This is a genomic window from Candidatus Electrothrix sp. (genome assembly GCF_052785085.1).
In genome coordinates this window covers 1-22,950 of record NZ_JALAAI010000056.1, presented here as the reverse complement: position 1 = coordinate 22,950, position 22,950 = coordinate 1, and the positions used below count along the sequence as shown (strand labels likewise).

General features: G+C 49.3%; 21 protein-coding genes. 17 read left to right on the top strand and 4 right to left on the bottom strand.

Annotated elements, in window-relative coordinates:
• Positions 1-652: 652 nt before the first annotated feature.
• Positions 653-1,135 (bottom strand): acetolactate synthase small subunit, encoded by a 483-nt coding sequence (gene ilvN / locus L2082_RS10500; protein ID WP_446010534.1) that lies wholly within the window; start codon positions 1,133-1,135, stop codon positions 653-655.
• Between the two features lie 79 nt (positions 1,136-1,214).
• Positions 1,215-2,912 carry a biosynthetic-type acetolactate synthase large subunit gene (gene ilvB, locus L2082_RS10495; protein ID WP_446010533.1) on the bottom strand — a complete coding sequence of 566 codons (1,698 nt, stop codon included), beginning with the start codon at positions 2,910-2,912 and terminating at the stop codon, positions 1,215-1,217.
• A gap of 412 nt (positions 2,913-3,324) precedes the next feature.
• On the opposite strand from ilvB, the gene L2082_RS10490 reads away from it, so the two are divergent.
• From L2082_RS10490 to L2082_RS10410, 17 genes are all read left to right on the top strand, one after another.
• Positions 3,325-4,299, top strand: a complete 975-nt coding sequence (locus tag L2082_RS10490) for a DUF362 domain-containing protein (protein ID WP_446010532.1) — start codon at positions 3,325-3,327, stop codon at positions 4,297-4,299.
• A 180-nt stretch (positions 4,300-4,479) separates the two neighbouring features.
• A complete protein-coding gene (gene fabL / locus L2082_RS10485; RefSeq protein ID WP_446010535.1) occupies positions 4,480-5,223 on the top strand; it encodes an enoyl-[acyl-carrier-protein] reductase FabL in 744 nt (247 codons plus the stop codon).
• A 58-nt stretch (positions 5,224-5,281) separates the two neighbouring features.
• The gene (locus L2082_RS10480; RefSeq protein WP_446010531.1) at positions 5,282-5,743 is read left to right on the top strand and encodes a DUF2721 domain-containing protein; all 462 of its coding nucleotides are present in this window, start codon (positions 5,282-5,284) and stop codon (positions 5,741-5,743) included.
• A 19-nt stretch (positions 5,744-5,762) separates the two neighbouring features.
• Positions 5,763-6,437, top strand: coding sequence for a CDP-alcohol phosphatidyltransferase family protein (locus L2082_RS10475; protein WP_446011724.1), 675 nt, complete (start codon positions 5,763-5,765; stop codon positions 6,435-6,437).
• The gene (locus tag L2082_RS10470; RefSeq protein ID WP_446011723.1) at positions 6,434-7,123 is read left to right on the top strand and encodes an SRPBCC family protein; all 690 of its coding nucleotides are present in this window, start codon (positions 6,434-6,436) and stop codon (positions 7,121-7,123) included. Before L2082_RS10475 ends, L2082_RS10470 begins: the two co-directional genes overlap by 4 nt.
• 21 nt (positions 7,124-7,144) lie before the next feature.
• On the top strand, positions 7,145-8,518 hold the full coding sequence (locus tag L2082_RS10465) for a TrkH family potassium uptake protein (protein ID WP_446011722.1): 1,374 nt from the start codon (positions 7,145-7,147) through the stop codon (positions 8,516-8,518).
• Between the two features lie 12 nt (positions 8,519-8,530).
• On the top strand, positions 8,531-9,181 hold the full coding sequence (locus tag L2082_RS10460) for a potassium channel family protein (protein ID WP_446010420.1): 651 nt from the start codon (positions 8,531-8,533) through the stop codon (positions 9,179-9,181).
• Between the two features lie 388 nt (positions 9,182-9,569).
• Positions 9,570-10,592: a hypothetical protein gene (locus tag L2082_RS10455; protein ID WP_446010419.1), complete on the top strand. Its 1,023-nt coding sequence runs from the start codon at positions 9,570-9,572 to the stop codon at positions 10,590-10,592.
• Positions 10,589-12,313: an ABC transporter substrate-binding protein gene (locus L2082_RS10450; protein ID WP_446010418.1), complete on the top strand. Its 1,725-nt coding sequence runs from the start codon at positions 10,589-10,591 to the stop codon at positions 12,311-12,313. Before L2082_RS10455 ends, L2082_RS10450 begins: the two co-directional genes overlap by 4 nt.
• Positions 12,314-12,326: 13 nt before the next feature.
• On the top strand, positions 12,327-13,127 hold the full coding sequence (locus tag L2082_RS10445; protein ID WP_446010417.1) for a vWA domain-containing protein: 801 nt from the start codon (positions 12,327-12,329) through the stop codon (positions 13,125-13,127).
• 179 nt (positions 13,128-13,306) lie between these two features.
• Entirely contained in the window at positions 13,307-14,878 is a 1,572-nt protein-coding gene (locus tag L2082_RS10440; RefSeq protein ID WP_446011721.1) for a phosphate ABC transporter substrate-binding/OmpA family protein, read from the top strand.
• A gap of 2 nt (positions 14,879-14,880) precedes the next feature.
• Positions 14,881-15,747: a hypothetical protein gene (locus L2082_RS10435; RefSeq protein WP_446011720.1), complete on the top strand. Its 867-nt coding sequence runs from the start codon at positions 14,881-14,883 to the stop codon at positions 15,745-15,747.
• Positions 15,748-15,859: 112 nt separating this feature from the next.
• Positions 15,860-17,074 carry a toxic anion resistance protein gene (locus L2082_RS10430; protein WP_446011719.1) on the top strand — a complete coding sequence of 405 codons (1,215 nt, stop codon included), beginning with the start codon at positions 15,860-15,862 and terminating at the stop codon, positions 17,072-17,074.
• Between the two features lie 105 nt (positions 17,075-17,179).
• Positions 17,180-18,052, top strand: coding sequence for a PD-(D/E)XK nuclease family transposase (locus L2082_RS10425; protein WP_446011718.1), 873 nt, complete (start codon positions 17,180-17,182; stop codon positions 18,050-18,052).
• Positions 18,053-18,084: 32 nt separating this feature from the next.
• Positions 18,085-18,999: a PD-(D/E)XK nuclease family transposase gene (locus L2082_RS10420; RefSeq protein ID WP_446011717.1), complete on the top strand. Its 915-nt coding sequence runs from the start codon at positions 18,085-18,087 to the stop codon at positions 18,997-18,999.
• Between the two features lie 415 nt (positions 19,000-19,414).
• Positions 19,415-19,696: a two-CW domain-containing protein gene (locus L2082_RS10415; protein ID WP_446011305.1), complete on the top strand. Its 282-nt coding sequence runs from the start codon at positions 19,415-19,417 to the stop codon at positions 19,694-19,696.
• A gap of 341 nt (positions 19,697-20,037) precedes the next feature.
• Positions 20,038-20,493 carry a CZB domain-containing protein gene (locus L2082_RS10410; RefSeq protein ID WP_446011306.1) on the top strand — a complete coding sequence of 152 codons (456 nt, stop codon included), beginning with the start codon at positions 20,038-20,040 and terminating at the stop codon, positions 20,491-20,493.
• Between the two features lie 90 nt (positions 20,494-20,583).
• Here L2082_RS10410 and L2082_RS10405 read toward each other — a convergent pair whose 3' ends face one another.
• Both L2082_RS10405 and tnpA read right to left on the bottom strand, forming a co-directional pair.
• Positions 20,584-22,242 (bottom strand): type I restriction-modification system subunit M, encoded by a 1,659-nt coding sequence (locus tag L2082_RS10405; protein ID WP_446011716.1) that lies wholly within the window; start codon positions 22,240-22,242, stop codon positions 20,584-20,586.
• A 96-nt stretch (positions 22,243-22,338) separates the two neighbouring features.
• On the bottom strand, positions 22,339-22,791 hold the full coding sequence (gene tnpA / locus L2082_RS10400) for an IS200/IS605 family transposase (protein ID WP_446011715.1): 453 nt from the start codon (positions 22,789-22,791) through the stop codon (positions 22,339-22,341).
• Between the last annotated feature and the right edge of the window lie 159 nt (positions 22,792-22,950).

The following is a 22,950-nucleotide window of genomic DNA, read 5'->3' as shown; positions in this document are numbered from 1 at the left end:
AGGCTGAATTCCGCCTGGAAAGTGTTCGACATCAAGCTGCAGTAACACTGACAAACGAAAAAAAATGCTTATTGGGCATCTCGGACAACTGAAATTGCTCTATGCTGGGGTACTTTTCAACACCCTTAATATGTATCTCCTTTTCTTTTTTTCGCAAGCTTCCGTTTAAAAGACGGCCTGTGTCCTTTTAAAATCCTCTGTCCAACTTTAAAAGATCAGTCGTCACCTTTTCATTCCCATGACCCACCTTAAAAAGATGAGAGCACACCTTTTAAAGGTGCCGCCTGAGTTTTAAAAGTTGAGACGTTACCTTTTAAAGGAGACCACTCACCTTTTTAGACCCAACGCTCGGTTTTAAAAGGTAGCTGCTGACCTTTATAAGGTGAACGCCCGCTTTGGAACATCATTCGACAGACAAGTTTGTTTCTCAGCTGATCTTACCCAGCATATGTATAAAAAATATCCCTAATGCGGTTACGCAGATAAGTCAAGAGAAAAGTTTTTCTATCAATAAGATAGGAATGATTCATATTCTCAGCTCTGTCTTAATCGCCTTAATGCGCAGGAAAAAAAGACAAAAAAAGAGGCACGACACACCGCAGTGCATCATGCCTCAAACAACAGGCCTCCCTGCCAGGCAGGAAAAGCAAAATTATTTTTTCGGAGCCCGAGCCATAGCAATGGTTCCCGTCCGAACAACCTCTTTAATGCCAATGGGACGGAGCAGATCAATCACAGCCTTGATTTTAGACTCCGGCCCGGTGATTTCAACCGCATAGGAAGTCGGGCTGACATCCACAACTTTGCCACGGAAGATATCAATCACCCGCAGAACTTCAGCCCTGGTGTTGGCCTCAGCTTGTACCCTGATAACGACCATTTCACGCTCAACGTATTCTCCTTCACTGATGTCTGTTACTTTTATAACATCAATCAGTTTGTGGAGCTGTTTGGTGACCTGCTCAATAATGGCATCATTGCCTCTGGTTACCAGGGTCATGCTGGAGACCTTGGGATCAAGGGTTTCAGCAACGCAAAGGCTCTCAATATTAAAACCCCGACCACTGAAAAGGCCTGTAACTCGGGAAAGCGCACCGGGTTTATTCTGGAGTAAAACGGAAAGAGTATGTTTCATTGGTTTGATCCTGTTCAATTTTTCCCAGAGCCTGAAAGACTGTGCCCGCAGGCCCCTGAAAGAAAGTGGTTACGTAATATCAGACGAGCAGCATTTCCGTTGTGGCTCCTCCTGCAGGAACCATCGGGAAAACACACTCTTCACGCTTAATAGCAAAATCCATGATCACGACCTTGTCGTTGATTGCCAGGGCCTCTTTGATGACCGGCTCAACCTCGCTCTTGGTTTTAGCTCGCAGACCAGCTGCGCCGTAAGCCTTTGCCAATGCAACAAAATCCGGGGTCACTTCCATAACCGTTCCAGCGTAGCGCTTGTCATAGAATAATTCCTGCCACTGGCGAACCATACCAAGATAATTATTATTCAGGATAGCAACCTTAACAGGAGTATTATACTGCTTGGCCGTAGCCAACTCCTGAATATTCATCTGAATAGAGCCATCGCCCGCAATATCAATAACCGTGGCATCCGGGAAAGCCATTTTTGCCCCAATAGCCGCAGGTAAACCAAAGCCCATTGTCCCGAGACCGCCAGAACTGAGCCAATGACGCGGCTTATTAAATTTATAGAACTGGGCTGCCCACATCTGGTTCTGACCAACTTCAGTAGAAATAATAGCATCACCACCGGTCAGACGGTTGATGGTCTCAATAACATACTGAGGCTTAATAATATCGCCTTCTTCCTTGTAGGACAGCGGATGTTTTGTATCCCATTCTTTCACCTGACTACGCCATGGCTGATATTTTTCGCTCAGAGAATCTATCTCTTTGTAGGAATTAAACCAGGCGTTCATGGCTGTCAGGGCGTGCTTACAGTCAGAAACGATGGGGATGTCGACCTCAACATTCTTGGAAATAGAGGTTGGGTCAATATCAATATGAATAACTTTAGCATCAGGGGCAAATTTGTCCAAACGTCCTGTAATACGATCATCAAAACGTGCCCCTACTGCGATAAGCAGGTCACTCTTGGCAACCATCATATTGGAAGCATAAGACCCGTGCATGCCCAGCATACCTGTGGATAATGGGTTAGTTCCGGGGAAAGCACCCAGTCCCATCAGGGTCATGGTCACCGGGATCTGGGTTTTCTCAGCCAGCGCAGTCAACTCCTCACTGGAATTGGAAAGAATAACCCCGCCACCCACATAAAAAACCGGACGCTCTGCCTCAACAATAGCCTGACATGCCTTGACAATCTGCCCAGGATGCGGTTCAACATGCGGTTGATATGTCCGCATACGGATCTCTTCCTTTTCCGGGAAATCGACCAGTGAGCCGATAATATCTTTAGGAAGATCAACCAAAACCGGGCCAGGGCGACCAGAAGAAGCCAGATAAAAGGCCTCCCGAATAGTTGGCACCAGATCTTCAGGATCACTGACTAGATAATTATGTTTTGTACAGGGGCGGGTAATTCCGACGATATCCACCTCCTGAAAGGCATCATTACCAATCAATGCCCTGGGCACCTGACCGGTAAACACCACAACAGGTATAGAGTCCATATATGCGGTGGCAATCCCGGTCACACCGTTAGTGGCACCGGGACCAGAGGTCAGCAGAGCCACGCCGGTTTTTCCGCTGGCTCTGGCATAACCGTCTGCTGCGTGGACAGCCCCCTGTTCATGGCGAACCAGCAGATTCTTTATCGAAGAGTTTGCCAATTCATCATACAGGTCAATGATTACGCCGCCAGGAAAACCGAAAATGGTATCAACCCCTTCTTCCTGCAGACATTGTACAAAGGCTTGTGCACCTGTAATTTTGCTCATCGGATAATCCTTTCCTTGTTTTTAGGACGCCAGGACGCAGGATCACGTCCGAGCGCAGAGTCAATGACTCCTTCTTTTTCAGTAAATATATGAGAATTGGTTCGGAATATATAATTCATAAAATTCTCTGTCAAGGCGAAACAGGGCAAGAACAAACTCGCTCAGCTTTCCAGCCCCTTGCAACACAAAAAAAACAGAACGAAAAACATGACATTTTTACTGTATTTACATCCAGGTACAGCGCCTTAATGTTTTTCTATAATGCTTTTTGTACAGAAGGAAGCTAAAAGAAGCTTACATAAAACGATATGCATTGTACATTTTAGTGTCAAGTCATGTAAAACGATGTCATGGTCCACTTTGTTTCCAGTTTCTCGTTCAACCCAACTATCCTCAACAATCTTGCAAAATTATGGCGCTGCACTCTCTTTCCGTTTCTTTAACAACCTGTCCCAGCTATAAACATCAGTACCTTGAACCAGCCCTTGACCAAATCCTGAATACCCTTGCAATACCGGTTACTGTCCGCTCTTCTCAGGTGCTCCTGAAACCCAATCTGATCAGCGCAAAAGCAGGCCCCCTTGCCTGTACAGAAGGTGCTTTCATTCTGGCTGTGGCCCGAAGATTTATTGACCTGGGTGCCAAGGTGAGTATTGGTGATTCCCCGGCCTTTGGCACAGCACGCTCGGTCCTGAAAAACTTGAACCTACTGACTGATCTAAGACAACTTGGTGTACAAATAGCTTCTTTTAAGCAAGGTGACCCTGTGGAGCTGCCTGGTGGCGGTCAGACAGTGCCCCATGCTCTCTTGGCGCGTGCAGCCCTGGAATGCGATCTGCTGGTGAATATGCCTCGGGTCAAGGCCCATGTTCAGGCCCGGCTCACTCTGAGCATAAAAAACTATTTTGGCTGTCTGGTGGGGTTACGCAAGGCCTGGTGGCACATGGCCTACGGAGGTAAGGGAGGAAACACACCCTGCCAACAAAACAAGTTCTTTGACCGCCTTATCCGCATTCCAGCAGCCTTCCCCTCTTCGCTCAATATTATTGACGGCATTATTGCCATGCATAAAAGCGGCCCCATTAATGGTGCGCCCTACCCTCTTTCTCTGCTGGCCGCTTCAACCAATGCTGTGGCTGCGGACAGGGCATTGCATGAGATTCTGAGGGTGCAACCTGAGCGCAGTCCATTAATGGCTGCCTGCCAACGAGCTGAATTGCCAGGAGCAAATCTTTCCCATCTTTCCTTTCCCCTGGTGCAAGCAGAGAAGCTTCAGGTTGATAATTTTCAATTACCTGAGAAACTTAACCCGGTTCGTTTTAATCCCTTCCGTTTTTTCACAAGCAGTGTACGTCGGTTTTTGCTAAGTCGAGATGCGTCGGTATAAAAAACGATCAGAACTGGTCTGAACCATTCCCTTGCAAAGAAAACGACTGCAAGGTACATTCACTTATAAATGATTTATGATAATTATCAGCACGGTCTGAACCGGTTGTTCATTTACCCGGCAAGACATAAGGTGCTGAACCATTTCTTTTTTGCATAGGAGGGAAAGTAGATGTTTCAGTTGCAAGGAAAAACCGCTCTCATCACCGGGGGCTCGCGTGGAATCGGTCGGGCAATTGCTGTACGCCTGGCCGAACACGGTGTCAATATTGTGGTCAACTATGTTCGGCACCGTCGTGATGCGGAGGAAACCGTTGCTGCCATTGAAAAACATGGTGTTGGCTGCCTTGCAATCAAGGCCAATGTTGCCAAGGAAGAAGACGTACAAAGGATGTTTGAGGAGATCCAGTCCACCTATGAGAATATAGACATCCTGGTCTCCAATGCTGCTTCCGGGGTTCTGAAACCAGCTATGGAGCTTACTGAGCGCCATTGGGACTGGGCTATGGATATCAATGCCCGGGCCATGCTCACCTTATCCCGCTATGCTGTGCCCATGATGACAAACGGCGGAAGAATTCTGGGCGTCTCCAGCCTGGGAGCAGTTCGGGCAGTGCCTAACTACGCTGTGGTGGGGGCATCCAAGGCTGCTCTGGAATCCCTGGTCCGTCATCTGGCCGTAGAATTGGGACCAAAAGGAATTACTGTCAATACCATCAGCGCTGGTGTCGTGGATACGGATGCCTTGAAAAAATTTCCTAACCGTGATGAAATCATTGGCCGTTCTCTGGAAATGACCCCGCTCGGGCGCCTGACCACACCGGAAGATGTGGCTGACCTTGCACTTTTTCTCTGTAGCCCAGCAGCCTCCATGATCCACGGCCAGGCTGTAGTGGTGGATGGCGGTTATGCCATTCAGGGATAATACAACCCACTAACACTGTGAACCTCCCCGCCCTTACGGGCGGGTCATCAAGAATAGAATGGATCTCACCCTTACCTCACCAGCCCTGCTTTTTCCAGCCATCTCACTTCTGTTGGTAGCCTACACCACGCGGTTCAGGACCATCAGCGAACGCATTCGTATCCTGCATGCTCAATATACTCAAGAACCAACTGATATCATAGTCAGGCAAATCAGAACGTTGCGCAAGCGGGTCTATCTGATCAGAAATATGCAGGCCTGTGGGGTGTTCAGCTTTTTTCTCTGTGTGCTCTGTCTTTTTACCCTGTTTGCAGGCAGTTTATTACTCAGCAAGCTGATCTTTGTTACCAGCCTGGTTCTCTTAATGACTTCCCTCATATTTTCCTTTTGGGAAATCATATTATCTGTCCATGCCCTGGAGCTTCAGCTCAGTGATATAGAAAAACAACTTCCTAAAAAAAATTATTCTTTTCCCAACGGGAAAAAATTCACCACAAGGCTGCGCAAAAAAAAACATTAAATAGTCTGAGGAGGACATCATGGAACCTTTTGGAGGTGATAAAAAAATCGGTCATTCTCTCCTGACCAACCCGGAAACACGGTTCAAAAATTGGGCTATCCCCAGAATTCCACCGGAAATTGAAGGCTATCATCTCACCCTCACTACCCTGCTCTGGAGTTTTATTAACATCCTGATTGCCTTTGAAGCAAAAAAACACCTCAGCCTGCTCTGGCTGGTCTCCCTGATGATCCTTTTTCAATACCTGACAGACCTGTTTGACGGTGAACTGGGTCGCCAGCGGGATACCGGAGTGATCAAATGGGGCTTTTATATGGATCACTTTCTGGACTATATTTTTCTCTGTTCCCTGGTCTTTGTTGGTTACATGATCTCGCCCCAAGGGTTAGAAATCTGGTATTTTACCCTGCTGGCTATTTTAGGAGGATTTATGGTTAACACCTTTCTCGCCTTTGGTGCTACCAATGAATTTCAGATCTACCATTACGGTATCGGCCCTACCGAGTTGCGGATTATCTTTATTCTGATCAACACCTTTATCATTTTTTTGGGCACCAGCTCGTTCCACATTCTCTTACCCATTACTGTAATCCTCTGTGGTATCGGCCTCGTCATCAACACCTGGCAGGTGCAAAGAAAGTTATGGCGTTATGACATGGAGGTCAAGGCGATGCGCAAGGACCAGGAAAGATGACCGTTCTGCCGTATCAGCAAAAAAAACAGCATCTCCTCTTGGTTCTGTTTTTTACCCTCCTCTTTTTCCGGGACATAGCCTGGGCTGGTTATCCAGAACACAATTCCGCCAAAATACCCCCTGTGATCAAACTGAATAGCCAGGAACAGCAGGCTGTAGAGAAAAAAGAGATCATTGTCCGGGAACAACCCACCAATGGCAAACCAGGAAAGGTCGTAGAGGCTGTGGGGATTATAGAGGCTACGGGTGAGGTTGTTCGGGATATTGTAATGGATTACTCAAGCTATCCTGACTTTATGCCCAATGTCAGTCGCCTTGAAATCCTTCAGCAGGATAAGACAACAGCGACTCTTAACTATTTCCTTATCCTACCTCTGGGAAAGATAAAAAAATACCGGGTCAGTACGACCGCTTCAGAACCTGCCCCAAAGACTTCGCTCATTCAATGGCAACTTAAACCCTGGCCAGGTCTTAAACCAGCAGAAACTATCCAGGACACTACAGGCTATTGGCGTATTGAAGAGCTGGACGCTCAGCGCTCGCTGGTTCTGTATCATGTATATATTGATCCGGGAAAAATCCCCTTTGGCCTGGGCTGGATTATCGATATCCTGAGTAAGGATTCTGTACCAGAGGTGCTTGCAAAAACCAGGGAACGGGCAGAAGAACAGAACAAGGGAAGATGAAAAAATAGGAAAGAAAAGCGAATGAACACAAGTTTTCACATAAAAATGAGGAGCTTTTTTGCTCCAATATCTCTCCCGATTTTTTTCTTCCTGGGGGCCATTCTTATCGGCGCAACCCTCCTGCATAGCCCTTTCTGCTGCCAGGGAGATGTTATCTCGTGGCTGGATGCCCTGTTTACAGCAACCTCTGCGGTCTGTGTGACAGGGCTGATTGTCGTTGATACGGGTCAGGAATTCACCCGCACTGGTCAAATCGTGATCCTCGCCCTTATTCAAATGGGAGGGCTAGGCATCATGACCTTTACCAGCCTGACCTTTTTTCTCTGGAAAAAAAGAGTCACTCTGACCGATAGGATTGCGGTGGGCCAGAGCCTGCTCCATAACTCCGACTTTCATCTGGGCCACTTTCTTATTAAGATCGTGACCCTGATCCTGATGATTGAATTTGTCGGGGCGGTGTTGCTCTTTTTCGCCGCTCCTCAAGGATTTCCTCCTTTCTCCGCCCTGTTTCATGCTGTTTCTGCGTTCTGTAATGCCGGTTTTTCCCTGCACTCGGACAGCCTGATGGGCTATCAAAGTGACTGGCTGGTCAACCTGACTATTATCCTTTTGATTATACTGGGTGGGGTTGGCTTTGCTGTGCTTGTTGAAGGTAAGAAGATTTTTCTCACTCGATTACGGCGGCCTGGGGAGCGGATACAAAAAAGCTGGCATTTCACCGTAGTCATACAAACCAGTTTTTTTCTCATTATTGCAGGCTGGATATATATCTATTGTGCGGAATTCCTTGGGAGTAACGGTGAGATCAGCTACCAGCAAGCTCTTCTTGCCTCTCTTTTCCAGTCAGTCACCTGCCGCACAGCAGGTTTTAACTCCCTGGATCTGTCCGTCATGACCAATGCCTCGCTCTTCTTTATGATCTTCCTTATGTTTGTTGGTGGTGCTCCAGGATCCTGTGCAGGAGGAACCAAGGTCACTACCTTCCGCATCCTGGTCGCCTTTATCCGGGCCCAGATCTCTGGTCGGGATCAGGCAGTCATTGGCAAATACGCAGTTGACCGGGAATCGGTGAGTAACGCCATGATCCTGCTGTTTTTTTCCCTGGCCCTTATTTTTCTCTGCCTGATCGCCCTGAATTTTACTGAAGGAGGCAATGTTCCCCATAGCCAGTCACGCGGGCAATTTCTTGAAATCCTCTTTGAAACCGTCTCTGCTTTTGGCACAGCAGGACTCAGTACCGGGCTTACTTCCAAACTCTCCCCGCCAGGGAGGATAATCATCATGTTTCTCATGTTTGTTGGTCGACTTGGCCCCCTGGTGCTGCTCAGTTCTCTTCAATCCATGCGCACCAAAGTTCTTTTTTCTCTGCCTGAAGTCAAACTTTCTGTGGGCTAAAAAGGAGTATTTATGAAAGTACAAATTGGCATTATCGGACTCGGTAAATTCGGCCTCAAACTGGGAAAGACCCTGGTTGACCTGGGCCATGAAGTTCTGGGAGTGGAGACAAAACCTGAAAAGGTAAAAAAAGCCCAGCATGTCCTGACGCAGGTCTATCAGATTAATACCATGAGCCGAGAGGCCCTGGAGCAGATACGCATCCAGGATCTGCAGCATGTTCTGGTCAGTGTGGGGGATTCAATTGCCGCCAGTGTGATGATCTCTATGTATTTAAAAGAGCTCGGTGTTGCCAAGGTCTGGGTCAAGGCTATTCACCAGGATCACGAAAAACTGCTCCATAAAATTGGAGTGGATGAGGTGGTGATCCCGGAATTCATGGCAGCAAAGCAGATTGCCAGCCGCATTGCCATGCCGGGTTTTCTTGACTATCTCCCCTTTGATGAGTCTATGGCTGTTAAAGAATTCACCATCAAGGAATGGGAAGGCAAGACCCTGCTGGAGCTGAACCTGACCAATACCTTTGGCATTCAGGTGATTGCGGTACGGAGAAACGGCGACAAGAGATACCAGTATATTCCCAAGGCCAACGAGATCTTCCGTGAGGGAGACAATTTTGTTGCCATTGGCCAGATTTCGCAGCTGGATAGGGTAGTGCCGTAGGTTGAAAAAGGAGCAGAAAGTCTTGTCTATCCCAAAAAAAGAAAGAGCATGAAAGGCTTTATAATGATAAAGCTACTGATCAGGGATATGTATATGATTATCTGAAAAAAAAGGATAGGAGTAACTCTCATACAAAAAGAGTACTCTCTTTTCATTTGACATGACCACCCTGTCAAGATATCTTATTTTTTTATGCTTTTTCCGTAAAGAATTCTGCTCAAGACGATTCTAGCGTCAACAGCCCTTATCGGTTTATCGGGAATAGCCTTTGCTGTCCAATTATTTTCTCGGTATCACAACGTTGGGTTAAGAAATTACTCTTGACAGCAATAACCTATCGAATTATCCTCAAAAAAAGTTTATCCGAAACCAGATAAGGAGTTTTTCTATGAACAAAGACGTTGCGACCCGGCAGATTCTGCGGGGTACTGAAAAAGGAGAAAAAAAATACACCTTTGGTGATGATGCGCATGATCCGGACAGACCGGAGCAATGGTGGTTTCAGCAGTCAGATGAAGGGCTTATTCTTTTTATTGTGTTTTATTCCCAGGCCTGCCGATGGGCCCGCTGTCTCGGCTGTAATCTGCCGTCCAAAATGTCGGCTGAGCATGTCCCCTTTGATCATCTGATCAGGCAGACAGACTATCTGTTCAGCCTGCCTGAAATTGCGGAACAGGCCGGTTCGATCAACAAACTGATTGTTTCCAACAACGGTTCCGTGCTGGATGAGGCCACTTTTTCCTCAACCGCCCTGATGTATCTCATGGCCCGCATTAACATGCATTTTCGTGCCCTGAAAGTTCTGGCGCTTGAATCCAGACCGGAATATGTTGATATACCTGAACTCGAATTCCTGGCCCGCTCACTGCAGGAAGGTGAAAGGGCCACGGCCCTTGAGCTGTGCATAGGTTTTGAAGCCTTTGACGAACATATACGCAATAATGTCTTTGATAAGGGATTGACCCTGCATGCCTTTGAAGAACTGGCACAGAAAATCGCTCCGTACGGCTACCGGCTGAAATGCTATTTCATGCTAAAGCCTGTTCCAGGTATGAATGACAGCGAGGCGGTTGAAGATATTCGGCAGGCCATTGACTACCTTGATACAGTCAGCGCAAAGTATAACCTTGCCGTGAACATGCACCTCAATCCCACCTATGCAGCCCGTGGCACGCTGTTAGGGGAAGCCTTCCTGCGAGGTGAGTATATTCCGCCTTCGTTACGGGATCTTGCCTGGGCGGCAGGTTATGCGGAAGGGAAGAATATCTCTGTCTTTCTCGGATTGTCGGATGAAGGACTTGCAGAACAAGGCGGCTCCTTTATCCGAAAGGGCGATGAAGACCTGACAGAACGTCTGGAAGAATTCAATCGGACACAAAATTACAGTATTCTACGGGAGGTGTATTCGTGAAACTCATTGTACAGACAATACTTTTCATAACAGCAGCCTTTATCGGCTTGTCAGGAACCTCCTTTGCCGTACAGTACGTCAAGGCCCCGCCTCTTGCCGATGCGGTGAAAGCGCAGGTCCAGGATGTTAAAGCAGGCAACACCGTCCGGGTACCCCTGATTACCTGGGGCGGAGATATCGCCACCATCCTGGCCAATGGCAACAGCAGGACCACAACTGCGGGTTCAATTTTTGCCAAGAAAAATCTGCAACTCGAACTCAAGCGAACAGACGACTTCAAAGAGCAGATCAAGGCCTATATGCAGGGCGAGACCCCGTATCTGCGCGGTACCATGGGTATGATCAACATGGCTGCTGAGCTGCTGAATCGTGATTCGCGGACCAAACCCGTCATTATTTATCAGATGACCTGGAGCAACGGCGGTGACTGTCTGGTGGTGAAATCAGGTATCAAGTCGGCCAAGGATCTGAAAGGGAAAACCATTGCCCTGCAGGCCTACGGCCCCCATGTTGACTATCTGGCCAAGCTGCTCCGTGATGCCGGTCTGAAGATGTCGGATGTGACCATCAAATGGGTGAAAGATCTTACCGGCACGGACAATACGCCTGCTGAGGCCCTGCACAGCAAAGATGTCGATGCCGCCATGGTGATTATCCCGGACGGCCTTATGCTGACCTCCAACGGTTCCGTGGGCACCGGGGCCGAAGGCTCGGTTAAAGGGGCCAAGATTATGCTCTCCACCAAGAGTGCCAACCGTATTATTGCGGATGTCTATGCCGTGCGCAGTGATTATTTCACGGCCCATAAAAAAGAGGTGCAAGACTTTGTCCATGGTCTTCTCCTGGCGGAACAGGAGCTGAAGGCGGTCTTTAAAAATAAAAAGAAACGGCTGGCTGAGTATAAAAAGACCGTCACTGCTGCCGCTGAAATCCTGCTCGACAGCAAGGCTGCCACCGCAGATGCCGAGGCCCTGTACGGGGACTGTGAATATGTGGGCTTCCAGGGTAACGTAAAATTCTTTACCGATACAAACTGGCCGCGCAATCTGCACCGTCTCACAGACGAGGTCCAGGCCGCCTTTATCACCGGCGGACTCTTAAGCCGTAAGATTCCCCTCCAAAAAGCGGATTGGGACTATAACGCACTCCGCAAAGGTCTGACCGGAGTTGATGATGTCGAGGCCCCCAGATTCAACACTGAAGCAGTGGCCCAAGTGGTTGCCCGAAAGCAGAACCTCGGCACCCTGGATGAGGGAGAACTCTTTTCCTTTGAGGTTTTCTTTCAACCCAACCAGAACACCTTTTCACCGGATCAGTACAGTGATGCCTTTGCCAAGGTTGTTGATCTGGCCTCCACTTACGGCGGGGCTGTTATCACAGTGGAAGGACATTCCGACCCCATGGGCTATCTGCGCAAGCTCAAAGAAAAGGCATCAGAGATAGTGTTGACCCGAACCAAACAGGCCGCGAAAAACCTCAGCCTGACCAGGGCGATTGCGGTGCGGGATTCCATTATGGGCTACAGTGGGGACAAAGGTGTCAACCTTGATCCCAGCCAGTTCACGGTGATCGGGCACGGTATTATGCAACCGCGCACCGGTCTGTGCGGTCAGCTGCCCTGCCCTCCCAAAAGCAAAGAGGAATGGCTGAGTAATATGCGGGTGGTCTTCCGCATCATCCAGATCGAGGCAGAAGAAGAAGCCTTTATTCCCTTGGATTAAGGAGGATATCATCATGAAGAAAATGTTATATATATACACCTCCGCTCTCCTTATCCTTCTGTTCCTGAGCGGATGCAGCGAGGATGCCGACCAACGGAAGCCCTCTGCACCGCAGAAGAAAAAAGTCGCTGTTCAGCAACAACAGAATGTGCCTTCTCCTTTTGAGCAGGCAGCAGAGTCAGCTGTCTGGCCGCCACCAGCCGAGGATCAGGCGAACATTCTGCCTGCTGATCAATGGACCGGAAAAAATTATGTGATGATTTTTGACGGCTCAGGCAGTATGGGTGACCGCGGTTGTTCCGGCAACACAACAAAAAGTGTAGCAGCCAAGGAAGCCGTTGCGGAATGGGCCCAATCCGTCCCTGACGGTGCGAACCTGGGGCTTATTGTTTTTGATCAGAAAGGCTTTTCTGCCCGCCTGCAGCTGGACCAGGGCGACCGCCAGCAATTTATTCAGCAGGTCCAGGCTGTCGTGCCCGGTTCCGGCACCCCCTTGACCCGGGCCGTGCAAATGGCCTATGAGCTTCTGACCGAGCAAGCCGGGAAGCAGCTGGGTTACGGGGAATATCATATGGTGATCGTCACCGACGGTGCTGCCAACCAGCCGGAGAGGCTGACCCAAACGGTCAACTCGGTGCTGGCCCATTCCCCGATCCTCATCAGCACCATCGGTTTCTGTATTGCGGAAACCCATTCGCTCAACCAGCCGGGCCGGACCATTTATAAGGCTGCGAACAATCCAGAGGCTCTTCGCCAAGGGCTGCAGGATATCCTGGCTGAATCCGAGTCTTTTGATGATGTAACAGCATTTTGAAGTATACTGTCCACTGGAATAAAATGCGTTTTTCTGTCCCGGCCTTGAAAGACCGGGCTATGTTCGGCAGTCCCTTCGGGACGCTGTTTTCGTGCAGCCCCGAAGGGGCGACAGAGAATAGCCCACTGTTTTAACGGTGGGCGTTGGGATCGGAAAACGCAAGTGAGCCAAAGACCAACATGAATAAAAAAATAACAGGTGCGCTCCTTCTCCTGCTGCTTGGTGCTGCAATATTAATCGGCATCAAGCTGCTGCTGCCGGGCTTTATTGAGGAGAAACAGGTCAGCACCAGCGATGCAAGCAAAATGAAAGGGAAAATCAGACTCGCTCTGGACAACTGGATCGGGTATTTCCCCTTGCGCTCCAATGAGATGAAAACCCTGATGCGGCGCGGAGGCTGGAACCTTGTCTGGACCGATGATAAGGCGGATTACAGGACACGTATGGAGCAATTGCACAAGGGCGAAATAGATGTTGCGGTGGCGACAGTGGATTCCTACCTCCTCAACGGTGCCGAGTTTGACTTTCCCGGTTCCATTGTTGCGGTGCTTGACGAATCCAAGGGCGGTGATGCCATTGTTGCCCGCAAAAAACAGGCTGAAAATCTGGACGGGCTGAAAGGGAAGGATGACCTGAAGATCGCTTTTACCCCGAACAGTCCCAGCCATTATCTGCTCAAGGCGGCAGCTGATCATTTCAATGTGCCGGAACTGCTGCCGAGTCGAAAGGGCAACAGGATTGAAACCCAGGGTTCTGAGGGTGCCCTGAAAAAGCTGCTGGCAGGCAAGGCCGACATTGCCGTGCTCTGGGAGCCTGATGTTTCCAGGGCACTTGCGGAAAAAAATATTGTCAAGCTGCTGGGAACAGAGGATACAGCACGGCTCATTGTGGATATCCTGCTGGTGAATCGCGATTTCATCCAGGATGAACCCGAAGCTGTAAAGGTACTGCTCAGTTCGTATTTCAGGGTGCTGAAAAAATACAGAGATAACCCGGATTTTCTGGAGAAAGACGTGGTCGAAGAAACAGGGCTTTCCCGCAAGACGGCACAGGCCATGCTGCATGGTGTCCGTTGGGTCTCACTGATGGAGAACTGCGAGAAATGGTTCGGCATTACCCAAGCTGCCCGATCCGGCGGTCAGGCACAGGAGCTGGTCAGCGACACCATTGAATCAACAGCAGCAACCCTGGTCAATGCCGGTGATTTTTCCTCTTCACCGGTGCCGGATCAGAACCCCTATCGACTGCTGAAAAGCTCCTTTCTCCAGGAATTATATACCAAAGGGATAAGCGGTTTCACGAAACCGGGAGCCGCTACCCAGGGAACCGATTCGCTCACCGCACCTTTCCCGCCCCTGGACGCCGGAGCCTGGGAAAGACTGCGTGAAGTGGGAACCCTGAAAATTGAGCCAATTATCTTTCAGCACGGTTCAGCTGAACTTGATCTGTTTTCTGAAGAAGTCCTGAAAAAAGTTGTTGCCCGCCTGGAGCATTATCCGCATTTCCGAATAATGGTGAAAGGCCATACCGGTCTGCGCGGTGACCCGGAACAGAACAAAGCCCTGTCCCAGCAACGGGCCGACAGTGTTGCCGCTTTTCTCCAGAAAAAATTTGGTATTGATCCGAACCGGATCCGGGCCGTGGGATACGGGGCTGACCGTCCGTTGCAACAGTTGCCCGGAGAATCAAAACGGGCCTATGAACACCGCCTGCTGCGGGTGGAAATCGTTCTTGTTCGTGAGGTGTTCTGAGCATGCTCTATTTTTCTGTTCATACCGAGAGCACGGACAGCAGAGGCCTTCCGAGGATAGAGGATTTTTCCGGTCGGGCCGTGCAAAAGGCTGTACAGGCGGAGAGCCTGTTTCATCCGGTTTCTCTCTACTCAACCGCTCTGGGCCTGCTTTCCGGGCTGGGCTGGTATCTTTTCGATATGTCCATGCTGGCAATCAGTATGGGGGGACTGCTCTGTCTCGGTGCGGGCATGGCCACGGTGAACATGATCTTCCGGCGGGATATCATTGCCCGGCAATATCTTGACCGTCTTTCCGCCCGCTTTGCGGAAGAACGGGAAGGACTGCTCCGCACCCTGAGTACGGATCTGGAAAAATGCCGTCATATCAGAGGGGCGGGTCAGTATGGCGAGCAGGCCCGGCAGCAGTTTGTCTTTATCACGGAAAAATACGATACCTTCCGGACCATGCTGGATCAGAAACTCAAACACGGCGAACTGACCTATGGCCGGTTTCTCGGAGCTGCAGAGCAGGTCTATCTGGGTGGACTGGACACCCTGCGCAGAATTGTTGTCCTGCTCCAGAGCGTGGCCACGATTGATCCTGACTATATTGCGCAACGGCTTGCTGAACTTGAACGCCTTACAACTCCAGATCCTGCAGATGAACGGGAGTATGCCACCCTGAAAAAACGCCAGGAACTCATGGAAGAACAGCTGAAACAGGTCAATAATCTGCTGACTGATAACGAAGAATCCATGACCATCATGAACCAGACCATTGCCACGGTGGCGCAGATGCAGACCGGCGGTGATCTGGCCTCAATGGATCTGGAAACAGCTATGGAAAATCTCCAGGAGCTTGCCCAGCGTAACTATCATACCCATTAAACAGCGCAGACAAACATTGCAGCACCTTTTTTACAGAAAGAATGAATCGCCCCGCTGCTGACCGCCGGGGTATATTACTCGCATAGTTTTGCATATAAGGAGACGACCTGATATGGATACTCAGACAACCACAGCAATGACCCTGCCCGCTGCTTCAGACCTGAAAAACGAGCTTGCACTGACTGATCCGCAAAACCTCACTGTAACCGAGGGACAGGATCCGGAAGTTGAAGAGGCTGCGGAAAAATTCGTTGCCGCAGTCCTGGCCTTTGATCCCAATGACCCGGCCCAGCAGAATGCCCGTGACGCCAATATTGCTGCGGTGGAAACACTGGGCAGTAAAACCCAGGAGCAAGCGGCACGGCGCAGTGCCATGCTCAAGCAGCCGATCCGTTCTCTTGCTGCAAAAAGTGATGACGGCGGCGAGGTTGCTCAGTCCCTTGTTGAACTGAATATGCAGGTTGATGAGCTGGATCCGGGCAAATTTGATTTCGAGGCTGGCTGGTTCGGTCGTCTCTTAGGCATGCTGCCCGGTATCGGTACACCAATGAAACGGTACTTTCTCAAGTTTGAACAGGCGGATACAGTGATTGAAGCGATTATCCGTTCTTTAAAGGAAGGTAAGGGTCAACTCATGCGGGATAATATGACCCTGGTCGAAGACCAGAAGGCCATGCGCGGTTTTACCTATCGGCTGGAAAAGACCATCAAGCTGGGGATGCAGATTGATCATCGCCTGAACTATGCCCTGGAACGTGAAGTGCAGCCGGATGATCCCAAGGCCTCCTTTATTCAGGAGGAACTGCTCTTTCCCCTGCGCCAGAGGATTCAGGATCTCCAGCAGCAACTGGCGGTCAACCAGCAGGGTGTGCTTGCCATTGAGTTGCTTGTCCGCAACAACAAGGAACTGATCAAGGGTGTTGACCGGGCCATCAATGTGACCGTGAACATGCTGAGTGTGGCTGTCACGGTTGCTCTTGCCCTGGCGAATCAGAAGATTGTTCTGGAAAAAATTGACGCGATCAACAAGACAACCAACCGGCTGATTGAGGAAACCGCTTCCCGCCTGAAAACCCAGGGGGCAGCTATTCAAAAGCAGGCTGCCAGCACCCAGCTCAGTATGGAATCACTGACCAGGGCCTTTGCGGATATCAATACAGCCCTGGATGATATCTCAACCTTCCGTAAGAATGCCCTGCCCGAGATGTCGAAAAATATCCTGGAAATGGATCAGATGACCGCTGAGGCGGAAGCTCGGATCAGAAAGCAGGAGCAGGGGAATCAGGCTGCACCGTCAATTGAGCTTGATTTTACCGGGGCTGCTTGATCGCAAAGCTTCGGGGTTGCTTTCACCCCGCTCCTTACGGGCGGGGTTCGGCAGGATACCCTTCCAGGCTTTCTGAATCAATTTATTCAGCAAGGAAAAAACGTTATGAGCGAAACACGAACACTGGTCAGTTTCGACTGGGCGATCAAGAACATTCTGCGCGACAAAGCCAACTACGACGTGCTGGAAGGTTTTCTGAGCACGCTGCTGGATAGAGACATCAGGATTCTCTCCCTGCTGGAAAGTGAAAGCAATCAGGAGGATGCATCCGACAAGTTCAATAGGGTGGATCTCTCGGTCGAGGATGAGACCGGTGAAATTTACATCATCGAAGTGCAGGCGGGCTGGGAACGGTATTATTTACAGCGACTTTTGTACGGCAGTTCCAAGCTGATCGTGAACCGTATGCAGCTGGGCAATTCGTTTGCAAAGGTAAAAAAAGTCATCTCGGTCAGCATCCTCTACTTTTTGCTCGGAGAGGGTGAAAACGATTATCTCTATAAGGGAACGACCGACTTCTATGGCATGAACACCAGGGAGAGGTTACGCCTGAAGCCGAGAAAACGCCGTGCAATAGTGGGACGGGAGATTGACGCAGGCACCGTGTTTCCAGAATACTACCTGATTGAGGTGGAACGTTTTCATGACATCATCAACAGCGGCATTGACGAGTGGGTATATTTCTTCAAGAATTCCGAGGTCAGATCGGATTTCCGGTCAAAGAACATTCAGGCGGCGGCAGAGAAACTTGACCTGCTGAAAATGTCCCAAGCGGAACGTCGGGCGTACGAGAAATATCTGGTCAACAGGGCCAGCGAAAAAGATATGATCGAATCCGCGTATGACGAAGGGATTGAGAAAGGCAAGTCTGACGTGGTTGTCAATATGCTGCGTATGGGGCTGCTGACGGTTGATCAGATCGCGCAGGCAACGGGGCTGTCAGAGGATGAAGTCAGGAAACTCTCCGAAGATGAGTAACAGGATAATCGATTCATACAGGAAAAAACGTTATGAGCGAAACACGAACTCTGGTCAGTTTCGACTGGGCGATCAAAAACATTCTGCGCGACAAAGCCAACTACGATGTGCTGGAAGGTTTTCTGAGCACGCTGCTGGATAGAGACATCAGGATTCTCACCCTGCTGGAAAGTGAAAGCAATCAGGAGGATGCATCCGACAAGTTCAATAGGGTGGATCTCTCGGTCGAGGATGAGACCGGTGAAATTTACATCATCGAAGTGCAGGCGGGCTGGGAACGGTATTATTTACAGCGACTTTTGTACGGCAGTTCCAAGCTGATCGTGAACCGTATGCAGCTGGGCAATTCGTTTGCAAAGGTAAAAAAAGTCATCTCGGTCAGCATCCTCTACTTTTTGCTCGGAGAGGGTGAAAACGATTATCTCTATAAGGGAACGACCGACTTCTATGGCATGAACACCAGGGAGAGGTTACGCCTGAAGCCGAGAAAACGCCGTGCAATAGTGGGACGGGAGATTGACGCAGGCACCGTGTTTCCAGAATACTATCTTATAGAAGTCGAGCGTTTTCATGACATCATCAACAGCGGCATTGACGAGTGGATATATTTCTTCAAGAATTCCGAGGTCAGATCGGATTTCCGGTCAAAGAACATTCAGGCAGCAGCCGAGAAACTTGACCTGCTGAAAATGTCCCAAGCGGAACGTCGGGCGTACGAGAAATATCTGGTCAACAGGGCCAGCGAAAAAGATATGATCGAATCCGCATATGACGAAGGGATTGAGAAGGGTATTGAGAAAGGGCTTGAAAAAGGAATCGAACAGGGAGTCGAGAGAGGCAGGTCTGACGTGGCTGTCAATATGCTGCGTATGGGGCTGCTGACGGTTGATCAGATCGCACAGGCAACGGGGCTGTCAGAGGATGAAGTCAGGAAACTCAGTGTCTGAAAGGAATCAGGATGCATCAGCTTGAATTGGGTTGAGGATAAAATTTCCCGGATGATGTAAAGGTGCAGCAGGAAAAAATGGCGTTGCAGTGCTGCAGAACCGTTTTCTCCTGCTGCATGATCATTTTTTTCCACTACAGAATGACTTTCTCCCGCTCCAGAACGAGTTTTTCCTGCTGCAGAATGATTTTCCCCCGCTACACAACAAGTTTTTCCTGCCCCAGAACCTCTTTCCCCTGCAAACGAACCATTTCAATGCCTTACAACCCATCATTGTAACCATTATTCACTGTCAAGAAATGTTGCTTTTTGTTGACAAACAAGGTATAAATAATTATACGTAAAGTTTAATGACGTGCAATTTTTTAAACGCCGTTTACACAGAAGCATAGTTATCAATTTTCACTAACGGTTATATGATGAACGAGAATGCTTTAAACTGTTGGGAGTTCAAGAAATGCGGCAGAGAACCTAATGGTGAAAAGGTTGTTTTATACGGAGTATGTCCTGTTGCAGCCGACAAAAGAGCCGATGGTATCCATAATGGTAAGAATGCTGGCCGTTGCTGCTGGGTTATGCCCTCTAGAAGTCGTTTGAAAAATACTTTTAGTTGTTGCTCTGGTGGATTGGACGAATGCCGTGAGTGTAATTTTTACAAAATGGTTAAGAAAGATACAGAACTGCTTGTTTTAGCATAGTATGTAGAGCCAACTTGCGGTTTGGCTGTGCCCTTGAGGCCACATCATCTACTTTTCTTTGACTGGTTATTTTCTATATTCTGACCGGGTACGCATATTCTGCGTTACCCGGTTTTTCTTTGTCGTCATAATTTGAATCTGTACCCCGCATAGCTATGTGGCTTGATTCCGGGTGTAATATCTGGGTGGCTACTTTTCCTCTGTTGATTTCCTGAAAAATCGTTCATCATTCTGCTTCAATATACTGTCCCACTATGTCGGAATAATATTTACTTTATTGTGCGATTATGGTTAATTTGCTTAGCTCATTACAATATTTTTTTAGTTTTCCAGGAGGAAAAATGAACAAGAACGAAGTTATTGCAACACTCAATAGTGCTATCCTTAGTCATAAAAAATGGGTTTCAAATGCCCTTGCTTTAATTGAGGGTGTCCCTCTTGATAAAGAGCAAGTTCCTGTTAACTCAACTGAATGTGAATTCGGGAAATGGTTCTATTCTGTTGGGCAAAACTTGATAGATATTCCAGGGTTTAAGGATATTGAAGAATCCCATGACAAGCTCCATAGAACCTATATGGAAATATTTGCGATTTTGTTTGGGGAAGGAAGCGAGCCGTCATTCTTCAACAAATTAATTGGTCGATCCAATAAAGTGGTAGCTGCGAATCGTAAACAAGCAATGGGTAAATACTCCATCCTGGAAAGGCAGTCTAAGACGATAATAACCCAACTTCAGCAGATAGAAAAAATAATTACAGCTATGAATGACAAACAGTTTGAAAAATATTTTGACTAAGGTGTATGCGTCAGACGTCATCTGACATTTCCCCTGTTTTCAGGGGATATCCATTCTCTCCGGGAAGTTCATTTTCCCGGAGATCAGATACTACTCCATGTTCTCCTTTGGCAATTCAGCCTGCATGGGCAATGGAGCAAGTCCCAGTTCCTCCAGGAACGTGTTGTGCTTTGCTGTTGACGCACGAATCTCCTTCTCAATCTCAATCAACTCCTTATGCGTGGCTGAGAGGTCGATCTCCGGCTCTGGCCTGGCCGTGCTGACATAGCGCGAGATGTTCAGGTTGTAATCGTTCTCTTTGATCTCTTCCATCTCGACCCGCCGGGCGTAGCGCTTCTCTTCCTTGCGGTGTTGGTAGGTGTCGATGATCTTCCTGATGTGTTCGGGCTTCAGAGAGTTCTGCCGCTTGCCCTTTTCAAAGTTTTCTTCTGCGCTGGCGTTGATGATCAGCACGTCATCCGGCTTCTTGCACTTCTTGAGCACGAGAATGCATACCGGGATACCTGTGGAGTAGAACAGATTCGCCGGCAGGCCGATCACCGTATCGATGTGCCCGTCGTTGAGCAGCTTCCTGCGGATTGCCGCCTCCTTGCCGCCCCGGAACAGTACGCCGTGGGGCAGGATGATCGCCATCACGCCATCGTCTTTGAGGTAATGAAACCCGTGCAGCAGAAAGGCGAAGTCAGCTGCGCTCTTGGGTGCCAGGCCGTGGTTCTTGAAGCGCATGTCTTCGCCCAGGGCCTCGTTCGGGGTCCAGCGGTAGCTGAACGGGGGATTGGCAACGACCGCATCAAAGGTTGGCTTTTTTGCCGGGTTTTGCTCACAGAGCATGTCCCAGTCATTAGTCAGCGTATCGCCGTGAAAAATCTTGAACTCTGAATCCTTGACCCCGTGCAGCAGCATGTTCATGCGGCACAGGTTGTAGGTGGTGATGTTCTTCTCCTGGCCGTGGATCATGCCGATGCTGCCCCCGGCCTTGACCACACTGTTGCGGACGTTCAGCAACAACGATCCCGACCCGCAGGCAAAGTCCAGCACGCTTGCCAGCTTTTTCCGGGGCCCGCTCTCAGGCTCCTGGCTGTCAAGGGTGACAATGGCGGACAGGATGTCGCTGATGCGCTGGGGCGTATAAAACTCCCCGGCCTTTTTGCCTGACCCGGCGGCGAACTGGCCGATCAGGTATTCGTAGGCATCGCCCAGGGTGTCGGAATCGGTTGAGAACTCGGCCAGCCCCTCAGCGATTTTCTGGATAATGGTGCAGAGCTTGGCATTGCGGATTTTGTTGGTCTTGCCCAGCTTTTCCGAGGCAAGGTTGATCTCCGAAAACAGCCCGGAAAAGGAGCTGCCAAAGGATTCGTTCTCAATGTACTTGAACCCCTCTCGAAGCGTGTCAAGCAATTCATCATGCTGGGTCCGGGCCATGTCGGCGATGTTTGCCCAAAGATGCTTTGGCTTGATGACGTAGTGGTACTTGCGGCGCATCTGTGCTTCGAACGCGGTTATGTCATCGGGGTTGTCGTCGTACCAGACCGACAGCGGCGTCCGCCCGCCGTTGCCCACCGCATCCGGGTCAGGATAGTCCCGCCCCAGTTCCTTCTGCGCAGCCTGCTCGTAGTTGTCCGAGATATAGCGCAGGAACAGAAACGCGAGCATGTAATCACGGAAGTCGTCCGCATTCATGGCCCCGCGCAGTTGGTCGGCGATATTCCAGAGGATTTTGCCGAGTTGTTTTTGGTTGTTTTCAGTCATGGCGTTTCATCTTTTTTATCTCACTATTCAGCCCCAATGGGGCGAAATCCATATAGCCAGGGGCAACGTCCCTGGACTGAAAGGGCGGAATATGAATCAATCCCAGACATATTTTTCGTCCCATTCGACGCGGTATTGTTTCAACAATGTGCGATATTCGTCTTCAAAATTCCGTTGCCGGTGGTGTTCCTTTTGCCGTGCGATATATTTCTCCAATGCCTCCACATTGGACATGCCAATCGAGAAGGCACCATATCCGGTCTGCCAGGCAAAACCCGCCAGCCGTTTGTCTTTGCCTTTGATCCATTTCGAGGAACTCTTTTTCACTTCTTCCAATAATTTACTCACCGTAACAATGCGTTCCAACCGGCAAAGAATGTGCAGGTGATTTTCCGTTCCGCCGATTTTCAGCAAAGGGCAGGCCATGTTTTTGTGGATGGCCGCGATGTAGGCGTAGAGTTCGGATTCCAGTTCGGGGAGGATCAGCGGTTCCCGGTTCTTGACGCTGAATACGAGGTGGAGGAGGATGTTGGATAATGATTGTGGCATAGGTATTCGTTTTTATTTTTTTAATGTCGCCCTTTCAGAACCAGGGGCGTTACCCTTGGCTGTATAGAGGCCCGCCCCCTTGGGGCTTCGGTGGTGTAGAGAATGATGTCATTTATGAGTTCAGCAATCCATATAGGTCTTTCCGTCAGCCCCAACGGG